This window comes from Flavobacterium sp. 9 (genome assembly GCF_002754195.1).
Taxonomy (GTDB): Bacteria; Bacteroidota; Bacteroidia; order Flavobacteriales; family Flavobacteriaceae; genus Flavobacterium.
The window spans coordinates 2103628-2116228 of sequence record NZ_PEEU01000001.1; the positions used below are offsets into that span (position 1 = coordinate 2103628).

10 protein-coding genes are annotated in these 12601 nt (G+C 32.0%); 9 read left to right on the forward strand and 1 reads right to left on the reverse strand.

What is annotated here, in order from left to right; translation table 11 throughout:
- The first annotated feature begins 283 nt into the window (after positions 1 to 283).
- From CLU81_RS08275 to CLU81_RS08310, 8 genes are all read left to right on the forward strand, one after another.
- Positions 284 to 2791 carry a DUF2339 domain-containing protein gene (locus tag CLU81_RS08275; RefSeq protein ID WP_099709383.1) on the forward strand — a complete coding sequence of 836 codons (2508 nt, stop codon included), beginning with the start codon at positions 284 to 286 and terminating at the stop codon, positions 2789 to 2791.
- Positions 2778 to 4004 (forward strand): hypothetical protein, encoded by a 1227-nt coding sequence (locus CLU81_RS08280; protein WP_144444485.1) that lies wholly within the window; start codon positions 2778 to 2780, stop codon positions 4002 to 4004. Before CLU81_RS08275 ends, CLU81_RS08280 begins: the two co-directional genes overlap by 14 nt.
- Positions 4005 to 4248: 244 nt before the next feature.
- Complete coding sequence (locus tag CLU81_RS08285; protein WP_042566029.1) at positions 4249 to 5016, forward strand: ParA family protein; 768 nt, start codon at positions 4249 to 4251, stop codon at positions 5014 to 5016.
- A gap of 5 nt (positions 5017 to 5021) precedes the next feature.
- Positions 5022 to 5924, forward strand: a complete 903-nt coding sequence (locus CLU81_RS08290; RefSeq protein ID WP_099709385.1) for a ParB/RepB/Spo0J family partition protein — start codon at positions 5022 to 5024, stop codon at positions 5922 to 5924.
- Complete coding sequence (locus CLU81_RS08295; RefSeq protein ID WP_099709386.1) at positions 5924 to 6484, forward strand: DUF5683 domain-containing protein; 561 nt, start codon at positions 5924 to 5926, stop codon at positions 6482 to 6484. The genes CLU81_RS08290 and CLU81_RS08295 overlap by 1 nt, the downstream gene beginning before the upstream one ends.
- 40 nt (positions 6485 to 6524) lie before the next feature.
- A complete protein-coding gene (dapB, locus tag CLU81_RS08300; protein WP_099709387.1) occupies positions 6525 to 7226 on the forward strand; it encodes a 4-hydroxy-tetrahydrodipicolinate reductase in 702 nt (233 codons plus the stop codon).
- A 67-nt stretch (positions 7227 to 7293) separates the two neighbouring features.
- Positions 7294 to 8850, forward strand: a complete 1557-nt coding sequence (gene lepB, locus CLU81_RS08305; protein WP_099709388.1) for a signal peptidase I — start codon at positions 7294 to 7296, stop codon at positions 8848 to 8850.
- Positions 8851 to 8947: 97 nt separating this feature from the next.
- Entirely contained in the window at positions 8948 to 9565 is a 618-nt protein-coding gene (locus tag CLU81_RS08310) for a WbqC family protein (protein WP_099709389.1), read from the forward strand.
- Between the two features lie 144 nt (positions 9566 to 9709).
- On the opposite strand, the gene CLU81_RS08315 is transcribed toward CLU81_RS08310, so the two are convergent.
- A complete protein-coding gene (locus CLU81_RS08315; RefSeq protein WP_099709390.1) occupies positions 9710 to 11008 on the reverse strand; it encodes a S28 family serine protease in 1299 nt (432 codons plus the stop codon).
- 171 nt (positions 11009 to 11179) lie between these two features.
- Between CLU81_RS08315 and CLU81_RS08320 the strand changes: the two genes are divergently transcribed.
- A complete protein-coding gene (locus tag CLU81_RS08320; protein ID WP_099709391.1) occupies positions 11180 to 12400 on the forward strand; it encodes a Xaa-Pro peptidase family protein in 1221 nt (406 codons plus the stop codon).
- Positions 12401 to 12601 lie beyond the last annotated feature (201 nt).

The following is a 12601-nucleotide window of genomic DNA, read 5'->3' on the forward strand; positions in this document are numbered from 1 at the left end:
TGGGTTTAATAGAAATAATAGTTTTTCGGGATTCGAAAAATAGTCATAATCTTTAACCTATAAGTTCAATTTTAGTTTCAAAATTCTAATCAAAAACTATACAAAGCCCCGATTTCCCTCTAATAGCAATGTCAAAAGCTAAAAGCTAGATCAATAATAGATTTGTAATTATGAAAAGATAGAAATACTTCATACTTTCAATTAACACGAAAAAACTAATTAAATCGGCTTCGTGTCAAAATGTTATTATATTTACCAATCATAACATCATACTTATTTCTTTATGGAAAGTTTTCTTTTAGTTGCGTTATTTTGTTTTTTAATCTACATCCTAAGTACGATCCAAGGTCGATTTAACAATCTGGAAGACCATATTCAGAGACTTAATAAAAAGATCGATCTTTTAAAAACAGTCGAAAAACCTTCTGAAACTATTCCGGTAATCAAAAAAGAAGAACTCAAAATAGCTCCCGATCAATCTAACAAGGCTACTTTTGAATCTGCTCAACCAGAAGTTACTCAAGAAAAAATTTCTGACGAGCAATTAGAGAAAATTGCATTATCATCTAAAATTGATAATTCACCTAAACCAGTTGAGCCAAAACCAATTGAACAAAAACCAATTCCTAAACCAATTATTCCCGTTGAACCTGAAAAATCATTTTGGGAAAACTTCAAAGAAAAAAATCCGGATTTAGAAAAATTTATTGGTGAAAACTTAATCAATAAAATCGGAGTATTAATTCTGGTTTTAGGAATAAGTTATTTTGTGAAATATGCAATCGACAAAGATTGGATCAATGAACCTGCGCGTGTTGGAATCGGGGTTTTATGTGGCGCCTTAGTTATGGGAATTGCACATAAATTGCGTAAAAACTACGCTGCATTTAGTTCAGTTATTGTCGCTGGGGCCATTGCAATTTTCTATTTCACAATTGGGATTGCTTTTCATGATTATCACTTATTCAATCAAACTGTCGCTTTTAGCATAATGGTTGTCATCACGGCTTTTAGCGCTTTAATATCATTATCTTATGACAGAATCGAATTAGCCGTACTTTCATTAATTGGTGGCTTTGCTGTTCCGTATATGGTTAGTACGGGCGAAGGCAATTATGTCGTTCTTTTTACTTACATCATCATTTTAAACGTCGGGATTTTAGCCTTAGCCTATTATAAAAAATGGAATCTGGTTAATATTCTCGCCTATATATTTACGGTGCTTTTATATGGAGTATGGTTGTCTAGAGATTTAACTTCTGGCAAACCACATTATTTGGGAGCTCTTATTTTTGGTTTTGCTTTTTATTTTATTTTCATTTTGATGAATATCATTAATAACATCAGGTCAAAAGGAGAATTTTCTAAAACTCAACTGACTATTTTAGCCAGTAACACCTTTTTATTTTATGGTGCTGGAATGGCGATTTTAACTAATTATCATCCGGAATTAAAAGGTTTATTTACAACTGTTCTTGCGTTATTGAATTTGATTTATGCCTGGTTTTTATACAAAAAATTCGAACTCGACGAAAAAGCTGCATATCTCCTTATCGGATTAACATTGACTTTTATAACCCTAGCAATTCCTATTCAGTTTAAAGGCAATTATATTACTTTATTCTGGGCTGCAGAAGCTGTTTTACTATTATGGCTTTCTCAAAAATCTAAAATAATCAGTTATCGCTTTGGTTCTGTTATCGTTCATATTTTAATGATCTTTAGTCTGATTATGGATTGGATTAAATATTACAATGGTAATTTAGCTTTAAATATTATCATCAATCCCATATTTATAACAGGTATTTTTGCTACAGCTTCGTTATTTGCAATTTGGTACTTATTAAAAAATGAAACTGAAAAACTAACTATTTTCGACATCACATTTAATCCTGAGAACTACAAAAAACTTGCTCTGGAAGTAGGTTTTGTACTAACTTATTTAACGGGTTTATTCGAGGTAATTTTTCAATCGAATCATTATATAGAAAATTTATACAGTGCAATTGCATTACCTATTTTATATCACTTAGTATTTTCGGCAATATTTACTTCTTTTTTAATAAAACGAAAATCAGAAACAACATATCAGGGAGTTTTATTGATAGCAACTTCTAATATTATTTTATTTGCATTTTGGTTCTCCAACTATCCATTCTTAGAACATAAAGACATTATTAGTTCCGGAATCGGGGAATCTATTGCTTTTTATCTTCATTATGTTTCGTTGTTTATCACGATTTACTTTGCCTATCAATTATTCTTAATCTATAAAAAAGCTGATTTTGACCTTTTCAAACATCGCTATTTTATGTGGATTGCGGCTTTTTTAATCATATATATCGCCAGTTCAGAAGTTATGCTTCACGGCCTTATTATCATGAATTCGCCGGTTACAATTCACGATCTACAAACAAGTACGATGTATGCGAGCTATAAATCTGATTTGCCGTTTTTAAGGGATTTTATAGCAGATGATTATATTGGATTAACCAGAACCAAGATAATCAAAACAGGATTTCCGGTTCTTTGGGGAATTCTCGCTTTTGTCTTTTTAATTGTTGGAATCAAAAAGCAATACAAATCTCTAAGAATTATCGCCTTATCCTTACTTGGATTAACTATTTTAAAATTATTTATATACGACATCAGCAACATTTCTGAAACCGGAAAAATTATATCATTTATCCTTTTAGGAATTTTAATTTTGATTATCTCTTTTGTATATCAAAAAATAAAAGTTTTAGTTATTGATGAAAACAAGCCAAAAGAAAACAATGAAACTGAATAAATTTATCTTAATATTATTTCTTTCCAACCTTTCGTTTGGACAATATAATACAACTGCAAAACTAAAAAAGGCTACCGAAAACGGTATGCATGAAATTGTTTTATCGCCAGAAATCAGATCTTTTTCAAAACAAGATTTAAGCGATATTAGAATATTTGATTCTAAAGGAAATGAGATTCCATATTTCATACAAAACATTAAAGATGTTTCGTCAAATTCATTTGTAGAATATAGTATTATTTCCAAAACGGTTTCTCCAAAGAAAACTACTTCGATTATTATTGAGATTCCATCAAATAAAAAAAATAATCAGCTTTCACTTTTTATTGCAAACTCTGACGTCGAAAAAAAGTGCTCGATTTCAGGAAGTGACAATCAAAAAGAATGGTTTGGAATATCTGATTCGCAAATACTTTCTAATTTAAATAGCACATCAGAAACCAGCGTTATCAAGACTATTTCATATCCTTTAAGTACATATCGTTATTTAAAGATAGATTTTGATGATCGAAAAACGCTTCCTATTAATGTCCTGAAAGTTGGGAATTTCGACACGCAATTGCAAAAAGGTGCTTTACAAGAAATTGTTCCAAAGAAATCATTTACAACAGAAGATCATTCGAAAAAAGAAACACAAATTCATATTCTTTTTAATGCGCCACAAGTCATTAATCAGATTTCGTTTGAAATTTCAAAACCAACTTATTACAACCGTCATGCTATTCTTTTTAGGAAAGTAAAACAAGAAACGAGAAGAAAATCTTCAATAATTGAGCAAGAAATTGCTTCTTTTGAATTAAACTCAAACGAAAAAAACATCATTACTATTCCTGAAATCTTCCAAAAAGAATTTTATATAAAAATAGAAAATCACGATAATCAGCCTTTATCAGTTTCAACAATAAAATACAGTCAAAAACCAATCTCTATTGTTGCGGACTTAAGTAGTGATGAAAGTTACATTCTTAAAACCGGAAACAAAACCCTGACCGAACCTGATTATGACCTTTCAAATTTCAAAAATAATATTGCCGTTAGTTTACCAAAAATATCTATTTATGATATTCAGCAAAAAACTTCGGATAAAAATCACATCGAAAACAAATCTTTTTGGCAACAATCATGGTTTATGTGGCTTTGTATTATACTTGGAGGAATTACAATCTTCTTTTTTACAGCAAGTTTAGTAAAAGATTTAAAAAGGAAGAGCTAAGTAAAAACTTAGAATTAACATTTAAATAGTTTTTTCAAATTCAAACTTTGAATATCTTCATTTTTACCTTAAAAAATGATTTTAACAGAAAGAGATTTCAGTAATAATTTTATTAATATCAAAAAATAAATTCGGCAAAACACGCACAAAACAAAGGCTTCCCAAAGTTTAGCAAATGTTAACAAAATAGATTTTCAGAAACCATAAATAATTGTATTTTTACGGTTCAAAATTTAGAAAATAAATGGGCAAAATCATTGCGATTGCTAATCAAAAAGGAGGCGTTGGAAAGACTACTACATCTGTAAATCTTGCGGCCTCATTAGGTGTTTTAGAAAAGAAAGTATTATTGATAGATGCTGATCCTCAAGCAAATGCTACATCTGGCCTTGGGATTGACGTTGAATCTGTTGAGATTGGAACCTACCAAATACTTGAACACAGTCATACACCAAAAGAAACCGTTGTTAAATGTTCAGCGCCAAATGTTGATGTGATTCCTGCTCATATTGACCTTGTTGCCATTGAAATCGAATTGGTTGATAAAGAAAATAGAGAGTATATGCTGAAAAAAGCATTGGAAAGTGTAAAAGACGAATATGATTATATCATTATCGACTGTGCACCTTCTTTAGGTTTATTAACCTTGAATGCTTTGACTGCTGCTGATTCTGTAGTTATTCCAATTCAATGTGAATATTTCGCTCTTGAAGGTCTTGGAAAATTATTGAACACGATAAAAAGTATTCAAAAAATACACAATCCTGATCTTGACATCGAAGGATTATTGCTAACGATGTACGATTCAAGATTGCGTTTATCAAATCAGGTTGTTGAAGAGGTTCAAAAACACTTTAACGATATGGTTTTTGATACCGTAATTCAGCGAAATGTAAAATTAAGTGAAGCTCCAAGTTTTGGTGAAAGCATCATTAATTATGACGCAACCAGCAAAGGAGCAGTTAATTACATTAATTTAGCTCAAGAAATTATAAAGAAAAACAGTAAATAGTTTTTATGACAAAAGCAATTAAAAAACAAGCCTTAGGAAGAGGATTATCAGCATTATTAAAAGATCCGGAAAACGACATTGTATCAGTAGAAGATAAAAATGCTGACAAGGTTGTTGGAAATATCATAGAGCTTGAAATAAGTGCTATCGAAATAAATCCGTTTCAGCCTAGAAGCAATTTTAATGAAGAATCATTACGTGAATTAGCTACTTCTATTAAAGAACTTGGCGTAATTCAACCTATAACTGTTCGAAAATTAGACTTCAACAAATACCAATTAATTTCTGGAGAGCGTCGTTTGCGTGCTTCGACTTTAGTTGGCTTAACTCATGTTCCGGCTTACATTCGTATTGCCAATGATAATGAGTCTTTGGTTATGGCTTTGGTTGAAAATATTCAGCGTCATGACTTAGATCCAATCGAGATTGCTCTTTCATACCAACGTTTAATTGACGAAATTCAATTAACGCAGGAACAAATGAGTGAACGCGTTGGAAAAAAACGTTCTACAATTGCTAACTATTTGCGTCTTTTAAAATTAGATCCAATTATTCAAACTGGTATTCGTGATGGTTTTATCAGCATGGGTCACGGTAGAGCGATTATCAATATTGAAGATTTAGATATTCAAACAGATATCTATCAAAAAATAGTAAGTCAAAATTTATCTGTTCGTGAGACAGAGACTTTAGTAAAAAATTATCACGAAAGTTTAAAACCAAAAGAAGAAGGAAAAGCTAAACCTGATTCTTCATTTGTAGTTAGAGAAACGCAAAAAAACTCTTTCAATGATTATTTTGGAGCGAAAGTTGATGTAAAAGTCGCTGGAAATGGAAAAGGAAAAATCACAATTCCTTTTAATTCTGAAGCTGACTTTAATAGAATTATAAAATTAATAAACGGATAGTGAATAAGATTGTCCCCATAAGTCTATTGTTCTTTCTCATAGGAACCGTCTCTCTTTTTGCTCAGGCAAAAGAAGAAACGGTTTTGGTCGCTAAAGACACTACCAAGTTAGAAGAAATAGATCCTCTTACACCGGCAAAAGCAGCGTTTTACTCTGCAATCTTGCCTGGTTTAGGTCAAGCCTACAATAAAAAGTACTGGAAAATTCCTCTTGTTTATGGAGCAATAGGTACCAGTTTATACTTTTATATTGATAACAACAAAAAATACCACGATTATCGCGATGCCTACAAACGAAGATTAGAAGGCTACAATGACGATAATTACAAGTTTTTAGATGACAGCCGACTTATTGCCGGACAAAAATTCTATCAACGAAATCGTGACTTATCTGCTTTGTTTGTTGTTGCCTTTTATGTTTTGAACATTATTGACGCCAACGTTGATGCTGCTTTAATTCAATTCAATGTAAACGAAAGACTATCAATGCGTCCGGAAATCTATCCGGCAGATGTAACTTTCAAACCAAACGTTGGACTAACTTTTAATTATCGTTTTTAAATAACTTTTGTTTCTATTTAAAAACTAAAAAATACACAAAATGAAAATTGCGCTTTTAGGATACGGAAAAATGGGAAAAGTAATCGAAAGAATTGCTTTAGAAAGAGGTCATGAAATTGTCTTAAAAAAAGACGAAAACAACACATACGACGGACTTTCTACTGCTGACGTTGCTATCGATTTTAGCGTTCCTACTGCTGCTGTAGACAACATATCAAATTGTTTTCACGCTAATGTTCCTGTGGTTTCAGGTACAACGGGCTGGTTAGAACATTTTGATGAAATGGTAGCACTTTGTAATGAAAAACAAGGAGGTTTTATCTCAAGTTCAAACTTTAGCTTAGGCGTAAATATCTTCTTCGAATTAAATGAATATTTAGCCAAAATCATGGCACAATTTGATTCTTATAAAGTTACGATGGAAGAAATTCATCACACACAAAAATTAGATGCTCCAAGCGGAACAGCTATTTCATTAGCCAAAGGCGTTATTGAACACAGTAATTATGCTAACTGGACTTTAGAAGAAGCAAAAAACAACGAAATTCATATCGAAGCAAAAAGAATTGGTGATGTTCCGGGAACTCATACCGTAACATATGATTCAATTGTAGACAGCATCGAATTAAAACATACTGCTCACAATCGCGAAGGTTTTGCTCTTGGCGCCGTTATCGCTGCAGAATGGCTTGCCGGTAAAACTGGTATTTATAACATGAAAGACGTATTAAACTTAAAATAAACAGATTTAAGCATTAAGGTAAAATTCAAAATAAAACCTTAATACTAAAAACTTTAAACAAAATATCATGACTCTATATCTTTGGTTTGTTTTTTTCTTAGCAGTTCAGATTATTCACTTCATAGGAACCTGGAAATTATATGTTGCAGCAGGAAGAAAACCATGGGAAGCAGCCGTTCCGGTTTATAATTCAATTGTTTTAATGAAAATAATTGGCCGACCAACATGGTGGACAATTTTACTTTTCATTCCGATTATCAACTTGATTATGTTTCCTGTTGTTTGGGTTGAAACTTTAAGAACCTTTGGGAAAAAATCTACTTTAGATACTGTATTAGGTATTTTTACTTTTGGTTTTTATATCTATTACGTTAGCTATACTCAAAAATTAGAATACAATGCTAATCGTACATTAACTTCAGAAAATAAAGCGGCAGATACTGTAAGCTCTTTACTTTTTGCTATTATCGTAGCAACATTAGTACATACTTATGTAGTACAACCTTATACAATTCCTACTTCATCTTTAGAAAAATCATTATTAATTGGTGACTTTTTATTTGTTAGTAAAGTAAATTATGGTCCAAGAGTACCAATGACAACTATTGCATTACCAATGGTTCATGACTCTATACCGTTAATGAAACGTAAATCATATTTAAGCTGGCCACAATTGCCTTACTTTAGATTGCCTGCTTTAGAAAAGATTAAACGAACTGACATTGTTGTTTTTAACTGGCCGGTTGATACTGTACATTATTTTTATGAGCCAAAAGGAAGACCTGGCGTTATAAAACCAATAGACAAAAAATCAAATTACGTAAAAAGATGTGTTGGTATTCCTGGAGATAGCTTGTCTATCAAAGATGGATTTGTTTTTATTAACGGAAAAAAATTAGTTTTACCGGAGCGTGCTAAACCACAATATTCTTATGCAATTGCTTTAGACGGAAAAACTCCTGTAGATTTTGAATCTTTACTAAAAGAATTAGACATTACTGATGGTGCTTATTTTAAAGATGAGCAAAAAAGAGATACTCTTTACTTTAGAGCCTTAACAGAAGCAAGTGCTGAGAGATTCAAAAATACTCCTGGTGTAACTGGCGTAATAAGACAAATTCAAAAAGGAAACGACAATTCAATTTTCCCTCATATCAACAAGTGGAATCAGGATAATTTTGGTCCGATTTACATTCCTGAAGCAGGAAAAACTGTTGCCTTGAATAATGAATCTTTGCCTTTTTACAAAGAAATCATTACAAATTACGAAGGAAACACGTTGCAATTGGACGGTTCAAAATTTATCATAAACGGAAAACCAGCAACAACTTATACCTTCAAACAAAACTACTATTGGATGATGGGAGACAATCGTCATAACTCTGAAGATAGCCGTTATTGGGGTTACGTTCCTGAAGATCATATCGTAGGTAAACCTGTTTTTATCTGGATGAGCTGGGACACTAACGGAAAAGGAATTAACAAAGTTCGTTGGAACAGAGTATTTACAACTGTTGATGGTGAAGGACAACCACAATCTTATTTTAAATATTTCCTGATTATTCTTGCTCTTTACTTCGTTGGAGATTTCTTCTGGAGAAAAAGAAAAGAAAATAAAGCATAAAAAAAATAGTCAAACGTTTAAAAGTCTAAAGTCATAAAGTCAAGCTCAAAACTTGTTTTTATGACTTTTGACTTTTGACTTTAAAACTTTAGACAAAATGAACTCTTTAATACTTCCTACCTATTTTCCTTCGATAAGCCACTTTGCAGTTATGGCTCAATCTGAAAATATTACGTTTGAAACGGAAGATAATTTTCAGAAACAGACGAATCGAAATCGTACTTATATTTATAGTCCAAATGGGATTCAGTTGTTGAATATTCCGGTGAAACATTCTAAAACATTACATCAAAAAACAAAAGATGTATTAATTGAAAATGAATTTGACTGGCAAAAACAACATTTCAAATCTCTGGAAGCTGCTTATAGAAGTTCTCCTTTTTTTGAATTTTTTGAAGATGATATTCGTCCGGTATTCGAAAAGGAACATAAATTTTTGATGGATTTAAACTTTGAAGTTTTAGACATTACAATCAAATGTATGCGCATGAAACTAGAGTTTAATAAAACTACAGAATATTTTCACGAAGTAGAAAACATCTCTGATTTTAGAGTTTTGGCAAACGGAAAAAAAGACCTTAATTCATTCGAAAAATATACTCAGGTTTTTGATGATAAACATGGTTTTATAAATAATCTAAGTGTTTTAGATTTACTTTTTAATGAAGGTAAATTTGCTGTGGATTATTTGAAGACACAAAAGCTACTGGTTTAAATTATTTAACCGCAAAGTACGCGAAGATTTAATCTTACTTTACAAATAGAAAACACAAAGTTCGCAAAGCTAGATCAATAAAAGCTTTGCGAACTTTGCGTTTTATACCTTGCGTTCTTTGCAGTTAAAACTTTACAGGAATTTCTAATTATCTTCTAACGATTTTATTCCTAACCATTGGTTTAACGTTTCCATAATTAACTTTTGATCTTTTTCAGGAAAATTTTTAACTCTTGTCGAGTGACTTCCGGTTGGAAGAACCATTTTCAATGCATCTAATTTAGGATTTGGTGTTGGAGAACAAGAAAACCAGGTATCATAACCTCCGTAGATATATAGAATCTTATCACCTTTGTTTTCAACATATTTTCTAACTTTTTTAATGTATTTCGGGTTGTACTTTATAGCAACATCTTTGGGTGCAAATCGATCATTTGAAGAGCTTTTTACAACTTGCAATAAATCAGCAACCGGAGTTAAATCAAATCCATAATATCCTAATTCGCTCAAATGCTGATAATATGACGGGAGATAATTAAAATAGTTTTTATCATTGTAAGTCCCCATTCCTACTATATCATTTAGATAATTAAATAATTCTTTTGGAGTCGTTGTAACTGGCGGAATATCTTCACATTTTCCTCCCCATTGCCAGAAAGAAAAAGGAAATTCTAAAACGGCATATTCCAAAGATTCATTAAATGGAACTTCAGCAAATGTCATTTTTTTAGCTTCAGCGTATTGAGTAAATTCTCTTAAAACAGCTTCTCTATTTTCTAAAACGGCTCTTTGAAATGCTGTGATTTTTGCTCTGCATTCTGGCGTTCCAACCGTTCTGTCGTGATTTATTGTTCTGGGATCTTCCTGTGTATTAATCAATGGCGCTACATAAGGCATTGCAACATCAACATCATTTGGATATTTTGATTTGTAAATCAATGCTGTTTCTCCACCTTTACTTATTCCGGTTGAGATCCATTTACCGGAATATATTTTCTTTAGTTTCGTTACAATATCATGATAATCGGCAATAGCCTGATCGTTTGTCAAATATTCCCACGGAAGAGGTTCCGGACGTGACTTTCCGTAAAAACGATACTCAACTGCAATTTGATTTGCATTTAATAATTTACTTACTTCACTTTTAATATTACCTGTATTATAACCATGAGTTTCAATAACCATTGGTTTATTAAAATCAAGATGAGAGAGATAAACATAATGTTTGAAGGTTCCTTTTTGAGGATTTTTATGATCTAATGGTTCATCCAAAATCAATTGATAAGATTCTGAGTAACCTTCTAAGTTTTCGATAACGGTAATTTCAGCTTTCGGAAATAATTCAACAAGCTTTTGATGTAAATTTGAAGTTGTTTGTGCTGACCCAAAACAGGACATCAGAACGAAACAAAGTAATACTAATGATTTTTGTATTTTTTGCATTTTTTGATATTTAATTGAGTTTCTAAAAATACAGGCAATACAAATCTAAATATGATATTATATTACCCTTAAATTGTTTTATTTTATCTGATTAAAGTTAAAATAAAACTATACAGAAATAATATCTTAATTTTGAAATGAACTTGAATCATTAACCTTAAAACAAAAAAGATGACTATTGGAGTTGGCGGATCTAACGTAAATACAGAACTGGAAAAAATACAAAACATGACACTGAATGTAAAAGCCATTCAGCCGGAAGAATACCAAACACGTATTCAAAAAGCAGTGTCTCTTATTAAAAAAGCCGGTTTTAAGGCATTATACTTAAATGCAGGAACCAATTTATATTATTTTACAGGAACTAAATGGAATGCTTCTGAAAGAATGGTTGGCGGAATCTTGTTTGAAGATGGAAGTCTGGAATACATTGTTCCTAAATTTGAAGAAGGGACTTTTAAAAAATACAAACAAATAGACGGTAAACTTAATTGTTGGGAAGAGCACGAATCTCCCTCTGTTTTGTTTGGAAAAATACTTCAGGATAAAAACATCACTTCAGGAAAAATTGCTTTAGACGAATCTGCGGGCTATTTTTTAGTTGACGGAATAATCAAGGCTAATTCAGCTTATGAATTTGAGACTGCACAAGCTATTACTGCTGGATGTCGTATGCAAAAATCAGAAAATGAAATTGCAATTATTCAGCAAGCAAAAGAAATCACGATGGTTGTACAACGCGCTGCAGCACGTATTTTGCATCCGGGAATAAAAGCAGAAACGGTTGTTGATTTTATAAATCGAGCACACATTAAAGCAGGAATTCCGTCTGGCTCATACTTTTGTATTGTTCTGTTTGCCGATGATTCTCAATATCCACACGGCGTTACTGTTCCGCAGGATTTAAAAGATAATGATGTTGTATTAATTGATACAGGATGTCGCTTAGAAGGTTATTTATCTGATATCACGCGAACTTACATATACGGAACTCCAACTGAAGCACATATAAAAATTTGGAACTTAGAGAAAGCGGCTCAAAAAGCAGCTTTTGATACAGCACAAATAGGTGCTACTTGTGGATCTGTGGATGACGCTGCCCGAAAAGTAATTGCCGAAGGAGGCTTAAGTCCTGATTATGAACTTCCGGGGTTACCTCATCGTGTGGGTCACGGAACAGGATTAGACATTCATGAATTTCCATATCTTGTGAGAGGAAATTCTACAGTTTTAGAAGAAGGAATGGTTGTGAGTAATGAACCTATGATTTGTATTCCGGGACAATTTGGAATTCGTCATGAAGATCATTTTTATATGACATCAGAAGGTCCAAAATGGTTTACAACTCCTATGCATAGCATTGAAAATCCATTTGGTATTGATGTGAATTAATTTTTTATTCTAAATAAAAACAAAAAGAAGGGGGAAAGTTTGCAATTTGTGCCGTTAGGCACTCAATATTGGTAGCCATTAGATTTGAAATTAGTTGGCGTGCCGTAGGTACGCAATTATATCGTTTTGTTGCGTACCTACGGCACGCTGTTTTTTTTTCTATCCATATTTTCTACCAATATTGAGTGCCTAACGGCACAT

Excerpts from the sequence above, each read along its gene's own strand:
- CLU81_RS08285 (WP_042566029.1), top strand. The coding sequence starts at position 4,249 with ATGGGCAAAATCATTGCGATTGCTAATCAAAAAGGAGGCGTTGGAAAG.
- dapB (WP_099709387.1), top strand. The coding sequence starts at position 6,525 with ATGAAAATTGCGCTTTTAGGATACGGAAAAATGGGAAAAGTAATCGAA.
- CLU81_RS08280 (WP_144444485.1), top strand. The coding sequence starts at position 2,778 with ATGAAACTGAATAAATTTATCTTAATATTATTTCTTTCCAACCTTTCG.
- CLU81_RS08320 (WP_099709391.1), top strand. The coding sequence starts at position 11,180 with ATGACTATTGGAGTTGGCGGATCTAACGTAAATACAGAACTGGAAAAA.
- CLU81_RS08315 (WP_099709390.1), bottom strand. The coding sequence starts at position 11,008 with ATGCAAAAAATACAAAAATCATTAGTATTACTTTGTTTCGTTCTGATG.
- CLU81_RS08310 (WP_099709389.1), top strand. The coding sequence starts at position 8,948 with ATGAACTCTTTAATACTTCCTACCTATTTTCCTTCGATAAGCCACTTT.
- lepB (WP_099709388.1), top strand. The coding sequence starts at position 7,294 with ATGACTCTATATCTTTGGTTTGTTTTTTTCTTAGCAGTTCAGATTATT.
- CLU81_RS08275 (WP_099709383.1), top strand. The coding sequence starts at position 284 with ATGGAAAGTTTTCTTTTAGTTGCGTTATTTTGTTTTTTAATCTACATC.
- CLU81_RS08290 (WP_099709385.1), top strand. The coding sequence starts at position 5,022 with ATGACAAAAGCAATTAAAAAACAAGCCTTAGGAAGAGGATTATCAGCA.